Source organism: Segatella oris (assembly GCF_900637655.1).
GTDB lineage: Bacteria > Bacteroidota > Bacteroidia > Bacteroidales > Bacteroidaceae > Prevotella > Prevotella oris.
Genome location: NZ_LR134384.1, coordinates 310,169 through 330,643 on the forward strand (window position 1 = coordinate 310,169; position 20,475 = coordinate 330,643).

Here is a 20,475-nt window from a genome sequence, read left to right on the forward strand (position 1 = left end):
TGCATAATGCACAATTCATAATGCATAATTACGAAGTGAGTTATAACTAATTTCCTTGCAAGTTTAAGCTCCCCTCCCTTGGGGAGGGGTCGGGGGTGGGTATCTATTAAATTCTTTTACAAATGCTTTCGCAGGAAGGGGCGTGCTGAGAAGCAAAAGCATTGCGGTCGGAAATACGCGAGTTTTGGGCCTACTTGCAACGCATTGACTATGAGGATATTATGAAAAACGAGGCAAAATACAGTGTAAAATCATGGCAAAAAGCGTTGCAATCTGCGTCATTTTAGCGTCCAAAATGAGGTAAAACGCACGCTGAAATGACGCAGATGAGCCTGTAAGTTGATGCAGATGAGCGTGTAAGTTGACGCAGATTGCGAGATAACAAGCCATAAATGATGAAACAAAAGCCGTTTTCAGCCTCTGTAACTCGCTGAAAACGGCTTTCCAATTTCTATTTCGAAGATTTTCAAAGTGCCTTTTTAACGCACTCTTTTTTTACATTTTCGTTTTCAAAAAAGGCTTTTTATTTACCTTGGAATACGCTTTAAGCTATCTTCAATCTCCTCATCACTCAAACTATAATTGCGCAGATCGCCATTGATATAGCTGTCGTAGCTCGGCATATCTATCAGTCCATGGCCGCTAAGACAGAAGAGAATAACAGGCGACTTGCCCTCTTCGGTGGCCTTTTTAGCCTCACGAATGGTCGCCGCTATAGCGTGACAGCTCTCCGGAGCAGGGATAATTCCCTCGGTTTGTGCAAAGAGAAGGCCTGCTTGGAACGACTCCAACTGCGGAATATCAACGCCGTGCATATAGCCATCTTTGATGAGTTGCGAGATAATCACACCTGCACCGTGGTAGCGAAGACCGCCTGCATGGATGTTGGCGGGCTTGAAATCATGCCCCAATGTGTACATCGGAAGCAATGGCGTATAACCTGCTTCATCCCCGAAGTCATATTCAAACTTACCGCGAGTAAGCTTCGGACAACTCGCAGGTTCAGCTGCAATGAACTCGGTATTTGCATGACTTCTGTCAAAAAGATGGCGCATAAAGGGGAATGCAATGCCTCCAAAATTACTGCCACCTCCAAAACATGCTATCACTTTATCAGGGTATTCACCAGCCATTTCCATCTGCTTTTCAGCCTCAAGACCAATCACTGTCTGATGCAATCCCACATGATTGAGCACCGAACCAAGCGTATATTTACAGCCAGGAGTAGTCGTTGCAAGTTCTATGGCCTCTGAAATTGCCGTGCCTAATGTACCGGGATAATTCGGTTCTCGCGTGATGATATTCTTTCCCGCGCGTGTAGACATTGACGGAGAACCCTCGACTGTGGCCCCAAACGTACGCATGGCTATCGAGCGATAAGGCTTTTGTTGCAATGTAATCTTCACCTGATAGACGGCTGCTTCAAGCCCATAGAGTTTGGCTGCATAGCTTAATGCCATGCCCCACTGACCTGCTCCGGTCTCTGTGGTCACGTTGGTATCACCCTCTTCTTTACAGTAATAACACTGCGGAATGGCCGAATTTATCTTGTGAGAACCTAAAGGATTGGTGCTCTCATTCTTGAAATAGATGTGCGCAGTGGTGCCCAAAGCCTTCTCAAGTGCATAGGCACGCACGAGCGGAGTGGCTCTGTAATAGGTGTATTTCTCACGAACTTCCTCGGGAATCTCTATCCATGAGTTCACAGTATCAAGCTCCTGCTTTGAACACTCCTTACTGAAGATGTGGCTAAGGTCGTCAGGAGAGAGGGGCTTTCGCGTTTTCGGATGCAGCGGTGGCAATGGTTTTGTGGGCATATCTGCCTGTATATTATACCAATGTGTAGGAATTTCATGTTCCTGCAAGATGAATTTCTTCTGTTTCATAACCTTGTTTTGTTAAATCGTTTATAGGAGGTCATTTCGTCATACAAAGGTAATAAAAAGAAAGTTCAAAAGAGGAATAATGTTGTTTTTTTATTAATTTTGCACTCATTATGGTCATAATTATTACAATTCTCGCCTATTTCAGCATACTTCTTGTGTTCAGTCGGCTCACCAGTCGACGCGCTACAAACGACACTTTCTATCGGGCCAACCGCCGTTCGCCATGGTATATGGTGGCGTTTGGCATGATTGGCGCGTCAATCTCGGGCATCACGTTTGTCAGTGTGCCGGGTATGGTGGTCAAAACCGATATGAGTTATCTGCAAATGTGTCTCGGTTTCATCCTTGGCTACGCTGTCGTGGCCTTCGTTCTGCTGCCGGTTTATTACCGATTGAACCTCACAACGATTTACAGTTACCTGCAAACAAGACTCGGACAACGTGCCTATAAGACCGGCGCTTCATTCTTTCTACTGTCGAAACTCATAGGAGCCGCCGTGCGTTTCTATGTAGTCTGCATCATTCTCCAGCGTTTCGTACTCGACCAATTGGGTGTTCCTTTCGTGCTGACGGTGGTCATCATGGTCGGTCTGATATGGCTCTATACGCGCAGAGGTGGCATTAAAACGCTCGTTTGGACCGACTCTTTTCAAACATTGTGCATGTTTCTCGCCCTGTTGTTAATTATCTATCACATTACGTCGGAATTCAATTTAAGTTTTGGTCAGGCAGTAACAGCCATTGCAAATGATAGTCATAGCCGCATATTCATATGGGATGATTGGGCCTCAAAGCTGAACTTTTGGAAGATGTTCTTTAGTGGAATATTCGTTGTTATCGTGATGACGGGACTCGATCAAGACATGATGCAGAAGAACCTTACCTGCAAAACACTGCGTGATGCGCAAAAGGATATGTGCACTTATGGCTTGGCTTTCGTGCCCGTTAATCTGCTTTTCCTGTCTTTAGGCATACTGCTGATGATGCTTGCCAATAAGGAAGGCATCGCCATTCCACAGATGACTGACGACCTTTTACCGATGTTTGCCGCCACAGGAAGCCTTGGAACACTCGTCATAGTGTTGTTTACAATCGGCATCGTTGCAACCAGTTTTTCAAGCGCCGACAGTGCCATGACAGCCTTAACTACAAGCTGGTGCGTGGATATTATGGAGAGAAAAGACGATGAGAAATTGCGAAAGCGCACGCATCTTGGCTTTGCCCTGCTCTTCGTGGTATTCATTTTAGGTTTCAAGATAGTGAATTCCACAAGCGTAATTGATGCTATCTACATCATCTGCTCCTACACTTATGGCCCCTTGCTCGGTCTGTTTGCCTTCGGACTCTTTACGCATTGGCAGGTAAAAGACCGCGCAGTGCCTTATATAGCAATGGTAAGCCCGGTCATTTGCTTTGCTATCGAAACGATAACAAAACAGATAACCGGGTATCACTTCGGCTACGAACTGCTCATACTCAACGGAGCATTGACATTCGCAGGCCTTTTCATATTCAGAAAGTTGCAGTAGAAAAAAACGCTTTTCCTATTTTCCAATCTCGCTTAAATAGGCTTGTGCATCGAGCGCGGCCTTTGCTCCAGAGCCTGCAGCGACTATAGCTTGCTGATAATGTGGGTCACAAACATCGCCCGCAGCAAACACTCCGTCGATGTTAGTGGCTTGATTTTGACCTTCAAGTTTAATGAATCCCTGCTCGTCGAGTGCCAAAGCATCCTTGAAAACAGCTGTCTGCGGCTTATGACCGATAGCGAGGAAGAAGCCGTCGATAGGCAAATCATACGCTCGTTCATCGCTTTCGCCCTTGCGATAGACGACATGTGCACCCTCCACTCCATGCTCTCCGTAGAGTCCAAGCGTGTTGGTTTCGTAGAGAATTTCAATGTTATCAGCTGCCTCAACACGGCTTTTCATTGCTTCGGAAGCGCGCAGATAGGGTTTTCTTACTATCATATAGACCTTTGAACAAAGGCCAGAGAGATAGTGAGCTTCCTCACATGCCGTGTCGCCTCCACCCACAACAGCCACAACTTTCTTACGATAGAAGAAGCCATCGCATGTGGCACAGGCACTGACTCCCTGCCCCATATACTTCTGTTCATCAGGAAGTCCGAGATATTTAGCCGTTGCTCCTGTCGCAATAATCACGCTATCGGCAGAGATTTCCACGCCACGATCTGTCGTAAAGACATACGGTTTCTGTGAGAAGTCGGCTTTTATGATCTCACCATCTCGCATGTCCACACCAAATCTTCCGGCCTGTTCGCGCAGCTCCATCATCATCTGATTGCCGTCAACACCATTCGGATAACCGGGAAAGTTGTCAACAATCGTGGTCTGAGTAAGCTGCCCTCCGGCTTGCATTCCACAGTATTCCACGGGCTGCAAGTTAGCTCTTCCGGCATAGATAGCCGCTGTATAGCCCGCCGGTCCACTTCCGATAATCAAACATCTGGTATGTTCCATTCTCTCTCCTCCTATATATTTAAATAGGTGATTAATCTTTCAAGAGCGCTTCTATCTGCTCCTTGATATGTTCGAAGTTCTCTGTTGGCTCGAAACGAGCAACAACCTGTCCTTTCTTATTAATGAGGAACTTCGTGAAATTCCACTTAATCTCAGCACTTTCCTTATAGTTTGGATCAGCTTCTGAAAGCATCTTGTCGAGAATTGGATAGATAGGATGACTCTCGTCCCAACCTGCAAAGCCCTTCTGTTCCTTGAGGAACTGATACAAAGGCTCGGCATCTTCGCCATTCACTTTAATCTTCTTGAAACGTGGGAAAGCTGTGTTATAGTTCAATTTACAGAACTGATGTATGCTCTCATCAGTGCCAGGAGCCTGCTGTCCGAATTGATTGCAAGGGAAATCAAGCACTTCAAAGCCCTGTGCATGATAGGTTTCATAAAGCTTCTCAAGCTCTTCGTACTGAGGAGTAAAGCCACATTGTGTAGCCGTATTCACGATTAGAAGCACTTCATTGGCATATTCTTTCAGTGAAACATCACCACCTTTTCTGTCTTTTACAGAAAAATCATAAACTGTTTTCATTGTTCTTTTATTCTTTAATACTACAAATTGTTGTCTAATATCTCGCATACGACAAATTATGTGCCATTCTTTTGCATCGCCATTTCTGTCATACATGCTAACGCAAAGATAGTGAAATAAACCGAATTTCAGTCAGACGGCAAATGATGTTAACTCAATTTTAGATTAAATGAGATATGGAAAGCACGCTCTGTGCCACCTTGTCATACGCTAAACTGACAGCTTTGGAGGCTTTCTCCATATAAAAGAGGGAAATCCCTACTGTCGAATATGGATTTTACATTTTAGGACTGACAGAATAGTTCTATCTTTGCTGCATAGAAATTAAAAAGAAGTATAAACCCTAAATTCATTTTATGATGAAACGATTTACGACAATATTCACGGTAATGCTTATGGCTGCACTCTCCTTGTCATTGGTTTCTTGCGATGAAGATGCTGAAGTTGCTGCCACCCTTGCAGGCACTTGGCAGGGTAATGTCTATGCATATTCAAGATATAATGGCAGGGAGTACAGGGCTGCTGAAAGCAAAGTGCAGTTCAACAGTGGCTATAACTCGGGCGATGGTTATTGGATTGACTACTACAACAATGCCCCTTACAGCTATCAGGCCAGTCATATTACCTGGTATGTAAGGAATACCAACATTTACATTCACTTCGAAGAAGACAATACCAACGTTGTTATCTACAACTATACGCTTAGCGATGACCGTCTCTCGGGATATATACAGACGGGCAACGGGCAGATGCTGACCATCACACTCTACCACACTTACTCCCCCAATTGGAGCAGTTACACCTTTGACGACTACGATTACGACAGCTATTATGGCTATGCCAAGAGTCGTACGGCAGGCACAACAACTGGTCGTCCGCAGCGTTTCTTTGCAGAATAAGATATCAGAGAGTCATAAATTAAAACTTAGAATAGACATGAAAAGACTGATTAAAACCTTGCTGTTACTTGTAATTGCAGCAACACCCATGGCATTTTCGAGTTGTGATTCGGGCAACACCTACTATGAAGACGGTCGTAATTGGTGGGTAAACAATGCTGATGACAATGCAGACAGCGATGCCAAATATCTTAAAGACCTTGCCAACACCCTGCGAGGTCATTGGGAAGGTGCCATGAGATACGAGTATAACGATGACAACGGACAGCGAGCTATTGCACAGTTCAACGCGCAGATAGAGTTCGACCAGTATGATGCCACAGGCTTAGGAGGCCGCGGACGCGAGATAGATATAGCCACTTCAAACGGAAAGACCGAAACCCAAACGCTCAATTTCACGTGGAAAATCGACGAAAGAACAAGCGATATCTACATCACATACGACAGTTCAAAGAAGAAATATCGCATCACCATGCTCGACAAAGAGAGCAATCTGCAGAGCTATCTTGATGCCAACCGCTTCGAAGGAACCATGATTGGCGTGAACAACACCGAATATATTGACTTCAAACTTGCCCGCTACAGCTATGCAAAACAGAGCGATATCGTTTTCAGCAGAGCTGCTCAGACACGTGCATCAGGCATTAAAATCGAGAACAAAATCGTGAAAAGGTAAAGTAAGACCTTCCAAAAACTCAATATAGAAAGCCTCTTCTGCTCCCTGACAAGGGAGGGGAGAGGCTCCAATCTTATGTTAACCTCGTAACAAGTCATACCCACCCCCGGCCCCTCCCCAAGGGAGGGGAGAGCTAACTTACAGAGCCTCCCCCAACCCCTCCCAAGGAGGGGAGTCCGAACTTGTAAGGAAATCAGTTATAACTCCTTTCGTAATTATGCATTATGAATTGTGAATTATACATTAACTACAATTCAACACTACACATTCCACATTAAAAATTATGCATCATGCATTGTGAATTATGAATTAATTAATTCCCCATGACCTGAAATATGACCGCACTGCTTGCACATTTTCCCGTTCAACTTTACGCTCGGTTTCGTCAGGAAGATTGCAGAAGAAGTCGATTCCGGTCTTCTTCTCAAGGTCAACAATGTTGACAACATACTGCGAAAGGCGATCTTGTTTATGCTTTTCATAGAGATGTTCTACCCAGAAACCAAAAGCATGATAGCCCTTTTCATCCTTCATCAACACTGCCATGAAGAAATAACGAGGCACGATGAAGCCACTCCTTGTATGGGTAAGAATCTGTGAATCCTTATCTATCGTTCCGCCTTTACACACATAAACCACTTCACCTCGGTAGGCATTACTCTGTATGCACGCTTCCATTTTCTGCCAAATCCCTGCATTAAACACATGAACCTGTGGCTGCATGTTCGACATATAAAAGGTTTGTTCGTTGGCATCTTTTGAATAAATGCGGTCTTCAGAGGCGCAGATATGACCTCGGTCATAGTAACTGTTAGAGTAACCCGGATAGTGGCTTCCGCTGAACTCACCTCTTACAGACGGTTGTTCATTAGCAGGTATCTTCGGATCTTTCTGAAATGGGTCGCCACCCCAAGCCGTCTTATTCCAATCTCCGCGACTCCAACCTTTCTTGTTGTTGGCACTTGTAATTTCATAACAGCTCCAACGCTGTGACTTTTTGGCGTGATCCCACTCCAAAGCATAAGTCATTCCAAAGTCTGAAGTGCTGTGGACAATAACCTCACTCGTGCCTCCTTTCAACTTAGGAAACTCTAAACGAGTGACTTCCGCAGGCTTACCGACAGTGAAAACATTGCGATTTTCATTGGCTTCGGTAGTCGTTCCGCCACCATTATCAATGTCATCATCATTATTGTTTCCACACGAAATAAAGGAAAAAACAGCCACAGAAAGGGCCAGAAACAGGCGATAGAATTTCATAGGTTCAGGCTTTTAATGCAAAAAATGCGCTCAAACGCATATGCAACTACGTTTGAACGCATTCCCAATTTGAATATATACTTAAAAAAGGATATATTTACTTCTTCAGCTTACCGTAACGGTTCATGAAGCGGTCTACGCGACCTGCCGTATCAACAAGCTTACTCTTACCTGTATAGAACGGGTGAGAAGTGCTTGAGATTTCAATCTTTACCACTGGGTAAGTCTCGCCTTCAAACTCTACTGTATCATTGGTCTTTGCTGTAGACTTTGTAAGGAACATATCGCCGTTGGACATATCTTTGAATACGACGGGGCGATAGTTTTCTGGGTGAATACCTTTTTTCATTTCGTTAAATATTATAGTTTATAATTCTTTTTCAACGTAACAGGCTGCAAAGTTAATGAAAACTTCGCAGCCTGCCAAATTATTTAAGAGGTTTTTCTAAGTCTTACTTGGTCTTACCGTTCAGCGAATAAAGATAGCTTTGCTTTGAAGCGGTCTCAAGAGTTCCATTATAATTGGTCAGTTTTCCACAGATAATAACTTCATCTCCGACTTTAACGTTCTCCTTACCTTCAACCCATTTCTTGTTTTCTAAGTACAATGTACTATAAATAATGAAGTCATTTCCAGCCTTTCCATCGTCAGAAATATTGAAAGTTGCAGTGCCGTATTTTGCACTAAAGGTATACTTTACGCTTGATATCTTGCCTTTAATGTAAACATCTGTAGTCGAAGTCTTTCCCTTTCCCAGCTTTGAAGCAGCCTCTTTTGCTGCAACTGCATTGAAAGGATCAGCGAGTGTACCCGTTCCTTTGGCTGTAACAGCAGGCGTTGAAGGTGTAGTGCCAGGTTTAGTACCAAACTCTTTTGTACCCAATTTTGCATAAGCCAGATTCTTAATTCCAGCCATACCAAAGTACTTATCGATATCACCGTAGAGCACAACTTCCTGCTTATAATTCTGCTTATGCGCCTTAAGATTCAAACTTTCTCTTACAGTTCCCTTCGGCAACTGAACGGCAACACATTTTGAAAGCTTAGTTTCATTGGCATTGGTTGCAATGAGAACATTGGTTTCAACAGTACAAGTATCAGCATTAAACACGGCACCTTCAGAAGCTTTCTTACCATAGATATACCCTACGATGAAGCCTTTGGTATAGACATTCTTTGCATTACCCTTTGCCAAAGCAGCTGCAACATTGAATGGAGAGGCTGCAGTTCCGTCACCTTCTTCTTTGTCAACAGCAGGTGTTTCGCCACCCGAAGTCTGACCATTCAACATATGAATATAGGTAGCTCCCTTGCCGACGGTCTCCGGTTTGTTACCTTTGAAGTTAACGAACGGGCCATAAACTACAACGTCATCACCCACCTTGATCTGGTTTTCAGAAGTAAACCTCTTCTTACCCAAGTATAAGCTTTGGAAAATGTAAAGCTTCTGGGTTGCGTCTTTGCTGTCGGCAATATAGTAATTCGCATTGCCATACGTTTTTGTTTCAACGCCCTGAATTTCTACAATCTTACCTCTTACGTACATTGGAGCCGTCGGTTCGTCAGCTTTTGCAGCCTTGAGGAGTTGCATAGCAGCAGCAACATTGTAGGGATCAGCCTCAGTTCCCTTGCCCGCTGGCTCTATCTTAGCCCCAGGAGTAGGCTTTTCTTTATTGCCATTGGGATTATCATAGGGTTCAGGAACATTCTCACAACTTGTAAATGTCATGGCAGCAATAGCCATAAGGAACAAGGAATAAAGTAGTTTTTTCATAATCTTACTCATTTAGTTTTTATCGAATAGTTTAATTTATTGTACGTATTCAACATCTTTTGCCGACCGAATGATCACCTGCCACTTATTGTTATAGCGCGTGAAAACACCCGTAATATTCACCTTACTAACAGGTAAGGTGTCGGCAGCAAAGTCTGCATAGGTGCTTGTTCGTACGACAAGATTATTAGCATTGATGCCTTTGAGCGCACGTTCACAGCTGTTATTGTTGACAACATCGGCCTTGTTAGCATACACTTTCTGGCCTCCGTCCTTGAAATAAACGTTTTTCAAAGTCATCAACTTACCACAGTTGGCCGCCAAGTAATTGGCATCAGAAATCTTACTTTTGTCAAACTCCACTGGTGTTACCGTCTTGTTGTTGTCGGTATAAGTGAAATGCTGGTCCCAACGCATGCGAGCCATACGGCTTACTGACGTCTGTCCCTTTGCACTTTCATAGAGAGTACCTATCTGTGGCTGGTATCCGTAGTTGCCGATATATAGGTCTTTGAGGCTGATGAGTATCTCCGTGCCTACCGGGAGATAACCATTGATACCGCCTTCACTGATAGCTATGAGCATAGCTCCAGTGCCGTCATCAACTGAAATCTGACCAAAAAGGTTGCCTTCTATATCGTTCCCGGTCACAACGGCTTTGATTTGTTCGTCATCAGTGACCTGAGTATAGCCATAAGCACTGGCAAGTGTGCTTGCATATTTAGCCTTCAGCTGGGCAATAGTCTGGACATTCGTCTCTTTGATTTGAGCGTTTCCGCGCGTATGTCCACCGCTTGGTGTATCCCAATCACCGTCCATACAGCCTGTGAAAAGCCCACAGAGCAGTGCCAGCATAATGTATTTGATATTCTTCATATTGTCTTTTCTATTAGTGATTAGAATCTATATGATGCCTGCAACATACCATTTGTGCCATATACATGATACTTCTTCGGGTTCTTCGAGAAGCGATAAGTGCGGTCACTTGTGGTTCCATCGGTCTTAACAGAGTAGTCACTGCGACTCTGTTCATAACCTCCGGTGACAATCTTTTGGTTGTTCAAGAGGTTGGTTATCATGAGGTTGATTGACAACGAGCCTTTCTTCAAGCGGATAGTCTTGCCTATACTTGCATCAAGCATAAAGCCTCCTTTACCCTTATCCTGCAGACTGACGATATAATTTCCATTACTATCAATTGCCCCGATAGCCTTCAAGGACGATGCATAGCGGTAATAAGGCGAGTAACCCAAGTAGATGCGGTCGTAATAATTACCGTTCAAATCGATGAACCAGCCTTGCTGATGGAAGCTAAGTCCTATATTTGCTGCAGTAAGAGGAGTGCCACTCTCGCGCATTCCCTTTACGATAGCCTCGTCATCCTGGTAATTTCCTTGTGTAGAATTCAAGTAACGAACGTGTGCATTGCTCAAGTTCTTAGCCTCACTGATTGTGCCCAAAGCCTTCAAATCAAGATAGGAAGTCAGCTTAAACTTCATACCTAACTCCACACCATAATAGGCTTTCTTCAGCTTATTGAGTGCATTGTAGGAGAAAGAATTAATGTCATCGAAGTAGAAACAAGTCCATTCGGTAGCATTGTCAACACGACTGTAATAGCCACTCAAGTTAGCATGCAGCCAAGATGTGCTGAACTGATAACCCAATTCGCTGCTGAAAATACGCTCACTCTTTAGGTCTTGCACGAAATCATTATTCATTTCAGGAGCTTGGAAAGCTACATACGCATTCGGAGCCTTGGTTTCATAGCCTACTCCGAGCGACAAAACGCTACCATGTCCCATGTCGACAGAGCTTGCAAACTTAGCTCCACCAGAGAGGAATTCAGCAGTCTTGCTCTTGCCATATGAGTTATTTGCAAACAAACCATTACGCATTTTTCCATCACGGTTCATTGCATCATAGCCCACCTTGGCAGCAATGCTATAATGTAAGATACCGAATGTTTCAGCATAATTACTCCATATATTGCCACGAAGTACATTGATATGATAATCGTAACCAAACTTATCGCCTTCACCAACAAGGGCATTTGGTCGGTTAAGATCATACTGCACAGCGTCTGAATTCTTTGTAAATGTGCCTATTGCATAGTTGTTTACGTTGTGGAAAGACTTTGCTCCGAGCATATCTTCCATAGTCTTATAGTGGAACCCCTTATTACCTGCAACGGCAAAACCAAGGTTCCAGATGCTCTTTTCAGTCAAATTCTTAGTCAAGGCAGAAGCCAACGTCAAATAAATATTATTGTTGTGGCGAGCCTGTACATAGTACATAGCGTCTGCCCCCTGCTGACTTGCACCGCGGTTAGCCTCATACAAGCGGTTCCAGTCTATCTGGCGATGTGCCTTACTGCTTGAAAGCCATTCGTAAGCTGTGCGCCAATCGGCCAAAGCCTGTGGGGTCTTGAAGCGTGAGATGTTACCCCATACATCATAGAAGTTGCTGGGTAACACCTTATAATAATCTGGCTGTGGGTTGTCTGCATTATTATAATTGAGCTTCGTACTTTTGTACATGCTGTACTTCCCAAGTAAGGTTGTCGTTAATTTTGTATTGTTATTGATGTTCCAATCCCATGTCAAGAGGGCTGTAGGAGCAAAGTCTGTGACAACACGAGAGTTTCGTTTCTTCCCATCTTGATAGCCCCAATAAGGGTTATACTGGTAATCATTGGCTATCCAGAAGCTTTCATCGGTCGCTGCTCCCTGTGTAGAACGCTCGGTTGGATTACCCCATGTGGAGAAAGAAAGACTGTGGTTACCGAACAGTTTCTGTACACCAATGAAATAAGACAAGGCATTATAGAATGTGCCCTCTACATAACCGCGGTTTGCCCAACGATAGGTGAGGTTCCCACTAAAAGCCCACCCCTTGGCATTAAAACCACTATTATAAGTGTACATGCCACGCATGGTGTAGTTACGGTTGGCACCTGCCAAGCTTATACGATGTCCGGCAGCCATGTTTCCACTTCTGAAATTGTAGTTATTACTACCGGCCATGCCTGTCATAGCATAGTTGTTGCTCTCAAACGGGAGTGAGAAATCCACGTTACGTGTCATCTGATTGAGTCCACCTACAGACGAGAAGCTGAACTGTCCGCGTTCAACATCGTTGACAGGAGCACCATTAATGTAGATTTCATTATACTTCTGATTGAATGCGCGATAACGGAATCGCACCGGAGAGAACAGATAACCAACCTCACTTGCATAGGTATTAGTGGCAGAATTGAGGATAGTGACATTCTGAGTCATGTTGTCATCCTCTCCCAACTGTGCTTCGGTGAATGTGAATGCGTTTTCATCTAAAGGCTTTGTCGGCTGCTGAGACGTCGTATTCTGCGCAACCATAGCCGACGAAGAGAATAGCATCACCACCGCTAATTGGAGATGTTTTTGCATAGAATGTTATTTAATAAATATTAATGTTTAATTGCAAAGTAACGAAATTTATTCTAAAGTAACGAGTATTTTGTGTTCTTTTTTTCATCAAAAGCATATAACTTGAATTATTTTACTTACTTTTGCAAACAGTCTCCCCATTTGAAATGGGCTTTAAACCAAAGTCAGACAACTGTTTTTAACTATAATAATGAAGAAGCAAGTATTTTTATTGGTGGCGCTCTTTGTATGCCTTTCCACCTCTGCCCAAAAGAAGTTCTCTGTTTATGCAGTAGGCTTCTACAATCAAGAAAACCTATTTGACACCTGCCATGATGCAGGGAAACGTGACTATGACTTTCTTCCTACTGGATCATATCGGTGGGATGGACTTAAATACAGCCACAAACTCCACAACATGGCACGTGCACTTGCCGACATGGGAACCGATGTTCTGCCCAACGTCGGCTGTGCCGTTATCGGACTCAGTGAGGTTGAAAACCGTAAAACTCTTGAAGATTTGACCGCTCAACCAGAACTGAAAGCCCGCAATTATCAATTTGCTCACATCGAAGGTCCCGACAAACGCGGCATTGATTGCGCCCTGATTTACAACCCGTCTCTATTCACTATGGAGAGCGAAACGCTTGTTCCTTACCGCAACAGCACCGAACAAGACACGTCGTTTGTTACCCGAGGCTTCCTCACTGTCACCGGGAAGTTAGCCAACGAGCCTGTAGCTTTCATCGTCTGTCACCTGCCGAGCCGCTTCAGCGGCCCTTCTTATCGTGAGTGGGGAGCATTGCAAGCCCAGGCCGTTAAAGACTCATTACTGGTTCTCAACCCACAGATGAAAGTGTTTGTCATGGGAGATATGAATGACGATCCTACTGACAAGAGCATGTATGAAGCCCTTTCTGCAAAGGAAAGCATCGAGAAAGTAGGGGCCGACGACATGTATAATCCATGGTATAACATATTGAAGAAGCAGGGAAAAGGAACGTTGATGTATCGCGGAACATGGAACCTTTTCGACCAAATCGTCATGACTCCCAACCTATTAAATAAGAAAGGTGAGAACAACTTCACGACACTGAAGTTCTGGAAGAACCAAATTCAGCGCATGCCTTACCTCTTCCAATCCGAAGGACAGTATAAAGGCAGCCCGAAACGAACCACTGCCGGTGGCGTATGGCTTGATGGTTTCTCCGATCACTTGCCTGTCTGTGTCTATTTAGTCAAGGAACAAAAATAAACAGAATGCAAAAGAAAGAAGCTGAAAAACAGGCAAACTTAGAGATAGAAACCCACCCCTTTGAACCTTGGTTGCCCAAGAATGCCCGACTGCTCATGTTAGGAACATTCCCACCGGCACCCAAGCGCTGGTGCATGGAATGGTATTATCCCAACTTTCAGAACGATATGTGGCGCATCTTTGGCTATCTGTTCTTTGGCGACAAGATGCATTTCGTTGACCAAGAGCACAAGACTTTCAACGTTGATGCCATCAAGGCACTGCTCAAGGAAAAGGGAGTTGCCATCTTCGATACGGCACTTCGCATCCGACGTACCAAGAACAACGCCTCCGACAAGGACCTTGAAATCGTTGAACCAAGCGACCTTGACAACATGCTTCGCAGCCTTCCCGCATGCAAAAGCATATTAGCTGCCGGGCAACTTGCCACGGAAGTCTTCACCAAGCACTATGGCATAAAGACCATTCCCAAGATGGGACAATACACGGAATTCACCTTTGAAGGCCGCACATTGCGTCTCTATCGCATGCCAAGCAGCAGCCGTGCCTACCCCATGCAAATCGAGAAGAAGGCTGAATTCTATCGAAAGATGTTTGAAGAACTGTGACAGAGGCCTCCATCGGTGCCTTTGCTTTCCTCGTTGTGCTCACTCAACGAACAGCAATCTACGGTCCCAAAGGAGGGAAGAACGAACCATAACGCTAAATAATACATGATGAATTGTGACTTAAAAAAGATTACTATCATCGGCATTGCCGGTGGAACTGGTAGTGGGAAAACCACAGTTGTAAAGAAGATTGTAGAGACTTTACCTCCTCATTACGTTGCAGTGGTGCCTCTTGACTCCTACTATAACGACACTTCTCACATGACAGAAGAAGAAAGACACGCTATAAACTTCGACCATCCCGATGCATTTGATTGGAAACTACTCCACAAACAGGTTAACGATCTTCGTGAAGGAAAGGCCATAGAGCAGCCCACTTACAGCTACATCCTTTGCAACCGCCTGCCTGAAACCATTCATGTGGAACCCAAACCCGTTATCATTATAGAGGGCATCATGACGTTGTTGAACAAGAAACTGCGTGACTTGATGGATCTTAAGATATTCGTTGATGCCGATCCTGATGAGCGATTGATCCGCAATATACAGCGCGATACGATTGACAGAGGGCGTACTGTGTCAATGGTTGTCGAGAGATACCTCGAAGTTTTGAAGCCAATGCACGAGCAATTCATCGAGCCGACAAAGCGTTATGCCGACCTGATTATACCGCAAGGTGGCGAAAACATCAAGGGCATCAGCATTCTTTGTGACTACATTGAGGGCCTTGTGCCAAGAGAATAAATGTAAAAAAAGAGTGCGTTAAAAAGGCACTTTGAAAACCTTCGAAATAGAAATAGAAAAGCCGTTTTCAGCGAGTTTAAGAGGCTGAAAACGGCTTTTGTTTCATCATTTATGGCTTGTCATCTTGCAATCTGCGTCAACTTACACGCTCATCTGCATCATTTCAGCGTGCAAAATGAAGCAAAACGCAGGCTAAAATGACGTAGATTGCAACGCTTTTTGCCATGATTTTACGCTGTATCTTACCTTGTTTTTCATAATATCCTCATAGTCAATGCGTTGCAAACAGGCTCAAAACTCGCGTATTTCCGACCGCAATGCGTTTGTTTCTCAGCACGCCCCTTCCTGCGAAAGCATTTGTAAAAGAAAATAACAAGAACCCACCCCCAACCCCTCCCCAAGGGAGGGGAGAGCCGACTTGCGGGACCTCCCCCAGCCCCTCCCAAGGAGGGGAGTGATAACTTGCGAGACCTCCCCCGACCCCTCCCAAGGAGGGGAGGCCGAACTTGCAAGGAAATTAGTTATAACTCACTCCGTAATTATGCATTGTGAATTGTGCATTATGAATTAAATTCAATTTAACACTCCGCATTCCACATTAAAAATTATGCATTAATTAGAGTAGTCTCCGCTGACTTCCTGCTGCATTTCCGGACTTAATTCAAGCACCAGCTTCATATCTTCCTCGGCACCTTGTTTGTCACCTTGTGCCAATCTGATGGCACCACGCTCACGAAACGCATCCACATTGAAAGGATTTTGTGCTATCACCTTACCATAGAACTCCATGGCAGAGGCATGATGTTGCCGCGCTTCCTCTATGCGGGCCTTCAGTAACAACGCATCTTCGTTGGTCTCATCATGGTTCAGAAGCCATGCCACATCCGCATCGGCACCTTCCACATCGCCCATTTTCAGCAATGTTTCTCCCCGCAACTGATAAGCCGAAACATAGTCTTCATCAAGCGAGATAGTCTTTGTGAGCATGGCAATCGTATTGACAAGGTCGCCCATACCCAAGCAGGCACGCGCATAAAGATAATTGATATCCACATTATCCTTGTCGAGAAGTTTTCCACGTTCACACGCATCACCCATTGCTGTGTAGTTTTCCATCATGTAAGCCACGTGTGCCATGCGGATAACAATTTGGATATTGTCAGGCTCTGCATCGGCAAGTTTCTGCAGTTCATCATAGGCTTTCAGCAGCTCATTGCTTTGAATGAGGGCTTGAGAGAGATAGTCTCTCACCTCAAGGTCTTCCTGCAAACGCAATGCATGACGGAAACATTCAATGGCAAATGCCGTTTCTCCTGTTTTGAAAGCGCGCATGCCATCATATTTCAGCACGTCAAATTCCTTGCCTTCTGCCTCTTTCTGTTCCTCTTCTGAAGGTGAAACACTGCTCCCAAATAGCTTTTTAAAGAAATTCATTGTTATTTAATCAGTTTTGGATAAACATGACTTGGTATGACATCCGTGCGCTCCCAACGTGGCCAACTATTGCTTTTCACATACTCACCACCTGCCACACGCTCTGCAGAAAAAAGGAAACGAGCATTGAGATAGCCGTCAGAACCATCCTTAGCTACTACGAAACAATAGGCACGCCGACGGTAGCCTGTCACCTTAGAACCGTCACGTAAGGCCGTATGGAGCCAGTCTTGCTGAGGTACAACGGCATACATAATCTCGGCATTAGGATATTTCTTAATGAAAGCCTCACGCGAAAGACGCACCAACTCGGCATCCTCCTTGGTATGACTGTTCACAAACAAGTCGAAATTATATATCGGCATATACTTCATTCCGTCTACTTCTATCAAGTCTGCATCCTGCTCTTTTGCAGCCATATCATCGAAACCGATTTTCTCTCCGATATCTTTCCCTGTCTGTTTCACCTGTTTCTTCGCATTATTCCAAATCGTTGTGACTTTCTTCACCAGCGATTCCTGCTGTTTATTCTTATTCGTTTGTGCGTTCATTGGCAAGGCCATTGTCAGCAAGGCCATAGCTATCACCATGGAATTCATCTTTTTCATAAGCTCTCTTCTTTTGTTATTCATCACAAAATTATAGCAAATCAAAAGAACAACAAAATTATTTCAGTTTATTTAAGGTTAGCCGTTGTTTTTAAAAATGTTATAATAAAAAGTTCTAACTGAATGCTCACATTCTGCTTTCATTTTGTATCTTTGCCACAATGAAAAGGATAAAGATTATCATTATAGCATTGGTCGGTGCGCTTTCTGCACAGGCTCAGACGCAAATCCACGAGGGACCGCTCCACAGTTTCGATGCTCCCCGCAAGGGATGGCTGCTTCCCGGCGATACGGTTTATACCGATACGACAAGTTATGTCTATACGGGTGAATCGGTCAGAACCGAGCTTTTACAAGACCGGCAGAAAGAGGTTGTGGCCCCAAGTGTGCTCTCACCTTATTTATATGATTATGGGTGGGGACTCCACAAAGGGCTCAATGTGTCGGTAGACCTATCGGCTTTCGCCACTTTCGGCAAGAACCTGCCACATCATGGCGGTCTGGCTCAGCGTCTTAGTGCCACCTATCTGGCTCCTTTATCCAAGGACAACAAACTCTGGTTGGCTGCCGGTGGCTATCTTCAGAACATCAATTGGGGCGGAGATTCCTATCGCGACGGCGCACTCTACGCTGCTCTTGGCTATCGTTTCAACGAACATTGGGAAGCTTGGATATACGGACAGAAGAGCGTTGCCAGCAATTATGGCAGCTTTTATAACCGCTATGGTTACATGGGCTACGGCTATCCGGGGCACTTCGGCATGTATTATCCGATGGCATCAGGCATAGGAATGCCCGGTGCCGACGTCATTGGAGCTGCTGTGAAATATAATTTCAACCCGTCGTTCAGCATTCAATTGAATGTCGAAGGTGTGTGGTATCATCGTCAGGGCTTTCAGTATTTCGACCAATACAACTATCCCACCCCGCATTATTAAGCCATTAGCTTCAGCCGTAAGCTGTTCAACACGACGCTTACACTTGAGAATGCCATTAAAGCACTTGCCCACATAGGCGTTATCTGGAAGCTGATTCCGAAAAGATAGAGCACACCTGCGGCCAAAGGCAGGCACACAATGTTGTATATAAAGGCCCAAAAGAGGTTTTCTGCAATCATCTTTACGGTGCGCCGACTCAATTGAATGGCCTTGGGAATAGACCTCAAGTCGTCGCCCATGAGCGTCACTTGAGCCACATCCATGGCTACATCTGTACCGCGACCGATAGCGATACTGACGTCGGCTAAAGCCAAAGCCTGCGTGTCATTGATGCCATCTCCCACCATGGCTACAGTCTTTCCGCGTTGCTGAAGCTCACGAACAAGGTTTTCTTTATCCTGTGGAAGCACCTTACTCCTATAATGTTTGATGCCGGCTTTCTCGGCCCAATAGCGGGCAGCTTCTTCCTTATCACCGCTCATCATGTGCACTTCTATGCCCGCATTCTGCAGTTCCTGCATCGCTTCCGCTGCATGAGGCTTCAGCGTTTCGCGTGCTTCTAAGGGCAGATTGTCGGCTTTCGTGAAGTCAATTTCTTGATTGGGAATTGTCAAAGTACCCGTCTTGTCAATAACGACAGCATCGACCTTGCGCATGCGTTCCAATGCTGTGGCGTCCTTGATGAGCACTTTTTCCTGTGCAGCCTTACCGATACCGACCATTAAAGCCGTAGGCGTAGCGAGCCCCATGGCGCAAGGACAGGCTATCACAAGCACTGCAATGGCCGACAATATGGCTTGTGGCAATGCTGCGTTTCCACCGATAATCCACCATAACAAGAAGGTGACAACAGCCACACATGCCACTACCGGCACGAAAACCAAAGCTACCTTGTCGACAATTCTCTGTACAGGAGCCTTGCTTCCTTGCGCTTCCTGAACCATTTGGATGATGTGTGCCAAGGCCGTATTTTCACCTATCTGACGAGCCCGCATGCGTAGTTTTCCCTGGCTTGGTATCGTTCCGGCAAGCACCTTGCTGCCTTTAACTTTCTCGCAAGGAGTAGGTTCTCCCGTAATCATACTCTCGTCAATATAAGCTGCATCGGCCTTCATGAAACTCTCTGCCGACACAACTTCGCCGTCAACGGGTATCTTGTCACCGGCCCGAACCTCAAGAACATCACCACATTCTATGGTCGAAATGGGCACTTCTTCTATCTTTCCGTCTTGCACAATGCGTGCCGTCTTGGGCTGAAGCCCCATCAACTGTCGGATAGAAGAAGCCGTAGCATCCTTTGCTTTCTCTTCCAAAAGGCGACCGGTGAGCACAAATGTGATAATCATCACGCTTGCATCGTAATAGGTGTGCCATGCAATGCCACGGCTTCCCCACACACTTTCGCCCCAAAAAGTATTGAAAACACTGAACAAGAAGCTTATCCCTGTTGATAAAGCCACTAATGTATCCATGTTGGCTGCACCATGTCTGAGCTGTTTGAATGCCGTCAGATAGAACGATCGTCCACAATAAATGAGGTTGAATAATGCCAGCAACAGCGACACCTGATTGCCCATATCGCGGTTTCCCAAAACAATCCAATGCATCGAAATTGCCATCACAAGCAACGCAAAAATCCATGAAAACAGAACTTTACGACGCAGTAACACATAGGCGCTTTGCTCAATCTCAATCGCACTTCTGTCGGCTTCTGTCACGAGATCATAGCCGATATTGTTGATTTCGCGCTTCATATCGTCGAGCGAGATAACGGCAGGATCGAAGTCTATAAGTGCCGAACGGCCAGCCAACGAAACTGAGGCGGCATGCACACCCTCTAAAGAATTGAGTTTCTTTTCAACGTTGGCAGAACATGCCGAGCATGCCATGCCAACGACAGGAATAGTCTTTTTCAT

18 protein-coding genes are annotated in these 20,475 nt (G+C 45.0%); 7 read left to right on the plus strand and 11 right to left on the minus strand.

Annotated features, from left to right (window positions below):
• Window positions 1-527: 527 nt before the first annotated feature.
• Window positions 528-1,886 carry a TrpB-like pyridoxal phosphate-dependent enzyme gene (locus EL210_RS01315; protein ID WP_018919433.1) on the minus strand — a complete coding sequence of 453 codons (1,359 nt, stop codon included), beginning with the start codon at window positions 1,884-1,886 and terminating at the stop codon, window positions 528-530.
• 110 nt (window positions 1,887-1,996) lie between these two features.
• On the opposite strand from EL210_RS01315, the gene EL210_RS01320 reads away from it, so the two are divergent.
• On the plus strand, window positions 1,997-3,415 hold the full coding sequence (locus tag EL210_RS01320) for a sodium:solute symporter (RefSeq protein ID WP_018919434.1): 1,419 nt from the start codon (window positions 1,997-1,999) through the stop codon (window positions 3,413-3,415).
• A 15-nt stretch (window positions 3,416-3,430) separates the two neighbouring features.
• Here EL210_RS01320 and trxB read toward each other — a convergent pair whose 3' ends face one another.
• Window positions 3,431-4,369, minus strand: a complete 939-nt coding sequence (trxB, locus tag EL210_RS01325) for a thioredoxin-disulfide reductase (protein WP_004374388.1) — start codon at window positions 4,367-4,369, stop codon at window positions 3,431-3,433.
• 31 nt (window positions 4,370-4,400) lie between these two features.
• Complete coding sequence (locus EL210_RS01330; protein ID WP_025879699.1) at window positions 4,401-4,955, minus strand: glutathione peroxidase; 555 nt, start codon at window positions 4,953-4,955, stop codon at window positions 4,401-4,403.
• Between the two features lie 356 nt (window positions 4,956-5,311).
• Between EL210_RS01330 and EL210_RS01335 the strand changes: the two genes are divergently transcribed.
• Both EL210_RS01335 and EL210_RS01340 read left to right on the plus strand, forming a co-directional pair.
• Window positions 5,312-5,854 (plus strand): lipocalin-like domain-containing protein, encoded by a 543-nt coding sequence (locus EL210_RS01335; RefSeq protein WP_026285873.1) that lies wholly within the window; start codon window positions 5,312-5,314, stop codon window positions 5,852-5,854.
• A 37-nt stretch (window positions 5,855-5,891) separates the two neighbouring features.
• Window positions 5,892-6,530 carry a hypothetical protein gene (locus EL210_RS01340; protein WP_018919437.1) on the plus strand — a complete coding sequence of 213 codons (639 nt, stop codon included), beginning with the start codon at window positions 5,892-5,894 and terminating at the stop codon, window positions 6,528-6,530.
• A gap of 309 nt (window positions 6,531-6,839) precedes the next feature.
• On the opposite strand, the gene EL210_RS01345 is transcribed toward EL210_RS01340, so the two are convergent.
• From EL210_RS01345 to EL210_RS01365, 5 genes are all read right to left on the minus strand, one after another.
• Window positions 6,840-7,790 (minus strand): DNA/RNA non-specific endonuclease, encoded by a 951-nt coding sequence (locus EL210_RS01345; protein ID WP_018919438.1) that lies wholly within the window; start codon window positions 7,788-7,790, stop codon window positions 6,840-6,842.
• Between the two features lie 97 nt (window positions 7,791-7,887).
• Window positions 7,888-8,139, minus strand: coding sequence for a type B 50S ribosomal protein L31 (locus EL210_RS01350; protein WP_004374378.1), 252 nt, complete (start codon window positions 8,137-8,139; stop codon window positions 7,888-7,890).
• Window positions 8,140-8,242: 103 nt separating this feature from the next.
• Window positions 8,243-9,565 carry a DUF6359 domain-containing protein gene (locus tag EL210_RS01355; protein WP_025879698.1) on the minus strand — a complete coding sequence of 441 codons (1,323 nt, stop codon included), beginning with the start codon at window positions 9,563-9,565 and terminating at the stop codon, window positions 8,243-8,245.
• Window positions 9,566-9,601: 36 nt separating this feature from the next.
• The gene (locus EL210_RS01360; RefSeq protein WP_018919440.1) at window positions 9,602-10,441 is read right to left on the minus strand and encodes a DUF5689 domain-containing protein; all 840 of its coding nucleotides are present in this window, start codon (window positions 10,439-10,441) and stop codon (window positions 9,602-9,604) included.
• A 20-nt stretch (window positions 10,442-10,461) separates the two neighbouring features.
• Window positions 10,462-12,993, minus strand: coding sequence for a TonB-dependent receptor domain-containing protein (locus tag EL210_RS01365; RefSeq protein ID WP_018919441.1), 2,532 nt, complete (start codon window positions 12,991-12,993; stop codon window positions 10,462-10,464).
• A 190-nt stretch (window positions 12,994-13,183) separates the two neighbouring features.
• On the opposite strand from EL210_RS01365, the gene EL210_RS01370 reads away from it, so the two are divergent.
• The 3 genes from EL210_RS01370 to udk all read left to right on the plus strand — a co-directional run bounded on the left by EL210_RS01370 (window position 13,184) and on the right by udk (window position 15,579).
• A complete protein-coding gene (locus tag EL210_RS01370) occupies window positions 13,184-14,227 on the plus strand; it encodes an endonuclease/exonuclease/phosphatase family protein (protein WP_018919442.1) in 1,044 nt (347 codons plus the stop codon).
• Between the two features lie 5 nt (window positions 14,228-14,232).
• Complete coding sequence (locus EL210_RS01375) at window positions 14,233-14,835, plus strand: uracil-DNA glycosylase family protein (protein WP_004374363.1); 603 nt, start codon at window positions 14,233-14,235, stop codon at window positions 14,833-14,835.
• Between the two features lie 105 nt (window positions 14,836-14,940).
• The gene (gene udk / locus EL210_RS01380) at window positions 14,941-15,579 is read left to right on the plus strand and encodes a uridine kinase (protein WP_004374361.1); all 639 of its coding nucleotides are present in this window, start codon (window positions 14,941-14,943) and stop codon (window positions 15,577-15,579) included.
• Between the two features lie 612 nt (window positions 15,580-16,191).
• On the opposite strand, the gene EL210_RS01385 is transcribed toward udk, so the two are convergent.
• The gene (locus tag EL210_RS01385) at window positions 16,192-17,013 is read right to left on the minus strand and encodes a tetratricopeptide repeat protein (RefSeq protein ID WP_018919443.1); all 822 of its coding nucleotides are present in this window, start codon (window positions 17,011-17,013) and stop codon (window positions 16,192-16,194) included.
• A gap of 2 nt (window positions 17,014-17,015) precedes the next feature.
• Entirely contained in the window at window positions 17,016-17,645 is a 630-nt protein-coding gene (locus tag EL210_RS01390) for a Tat pathway signal sequence (protein WP_018919444.1), read from the minus strand.
• A gap of 137 nt (window positions 17,646-17,782) precedes the next feature.
• Here EL210_RS01390 and EL210_RS01395 point away from each other — a divergent pair, with 137 nt between their 5' ends.
• Window positions 17,783-18,559 (plus strand): hypothetical protein, encoded by a 777-nt coding sequence (locus EL210_RS01395; RefSeq protein WP_018919445.1) that lies wholly within the window; start codon window positions 17,783-17,785, stop codon window positions 18,557-18,559.
• Here the strand turns inward: EL210_RS01395 and EL210_RS01400 are convergent.
• Entirely contained in the window at window positions 18,556-20,475 is a 1,920-nt protein-coding gene (locus EL210_RS01400; RefSeq protein ID WP_018919446.1) for a heavy metal translocating P-type ATPase, read from the minus strand. The two genes, EL210_RS01395 and EL210_RS01400, sit on opposite strands and share 4 nt — an antisense overlap.

Bases quoted from the DNA above. Each gene is read 5' to 3' on its own strand.
- EL210_RS01340 (WP_018919437.1), top strand. From the start codon at position 5,892: ATGAAAAGACTGATTAAAACCTTGCTGTTACTTGTAATTGCAGCAACA.
- EL210_RS01345 (WP_018919438.1), bottom strand. From the start codon at position 7,790: ATGAAATTCTATCGCCTGTTTCTGGCCCTTTCTGTGGCTGTTTTTTCC.
- EL210_RS01365 (WP_018919441.1), bottom strand. From the start codon at position 12,993: ATGCAAAAACATCTCCAATTAGCGGTGGTGATGCTATTCTCTTCGTCG.
- udk (WP_004374361.1), top strand. From the start codon at position 14,941: ATGATGAATTGTGACTTAAAAAAGATTACTATCATCGGCATTGCCGGT.
- EL210_RS01330 (WP_025879699.1), bottom strand. From the start codon at position 4,955: ATGAAAACAGTTTATGATTTTTCTGTAAAAGACAGAAAAGGTGGTGAT.
- EL210_RS01390 (WP_018919444.1), bottom strand. From the start codon at position 17,645: ATGAATAACAAAAGAAGAGAGCTTATGAAAAAGATGAATTCCATGGTG.
- EL210_RS01400 (WP_018919446.1), bottom strand. From the start codon at position 20,475: ATGAAAAAGACTATTCCTGTCGTTGGCATGGCATGCTCGGCATGTTCT.
- EL210_RS01335 (WP_026285873.1), top strand. From the start codon at position 5,312: ATGATGAAACGATTTACGACAATATTCACGGTAATGCTTATGGCTGCA.
- EL210_RS01360 (WP_018919440.1), bottom strand. From the start codon at position 10,441: ATGAAGAATATCAAATACATTATGCTGGCACTGCTCTGTGGGCTTTTC.
- EL210_RS01370 (WP_018919442.1), top strand. From the start codon at position 13,184: ATGAAGAAGCAAGTATTTTTATTGGTGGCGCTCTTTGTATGCCTTTCC.
- EL210_RS01395 (WP_018919445.1), top strand. From the start codon at position 17,783: ATGAAAAGGATAAAGATTATCATTATAGCATTGGTCGGTGCGCTTTCT.
- EL210_RS01350 (WP_004374378.1), bottom strand. From the start codon at position 8,139: ATGAAAAAAGGTATTCACCCAGAAAACTATCGCCCCGTCGTATTCAAA.
- EL210_RS01375 (WP_004374363.1), top strand. From the start codon at position 14,233: ATGCAAAAGAAAGAAGCTGAAAAACAGGCAAACTTAGAGATAGAAACC.
- EL210_RS01315 (WP_018919433.1), bottom strand. From the start codon at position 1,886: ATGAAACAGAAGAAATTCATCTTGCAGGAACATGAAATTCCTACACAT.
- EL210_RS01320 (WP_018919434.1), top strand. From the start codon at position 1,997: ATGGTCATAATTATTACAATTCTCGCCTATTTCAGCATACTTCTTGTG.
- EL210_RS01385 (WP_018919443.1), bottom strand. From the start codon at position 17,013: ATGAATTTCTTTAAAAAGCTATTTGGGAGCAGTGTTTCACCTTCAGAA.
- EL210_RS01355 (WP_025879698.1), bottom strand. From the start codon at position 9,565: ATGAAAAAACTACTTTATTCCTTGTTCCTTATGGCTATTGCTGCCATG.
- trxB (WP_004374388.1), bottom strand. From the start codon at position 4,369: ATGGAACATACCAGATGTTTGATTATCGGAAGTGGACCGGCGGGCTAT.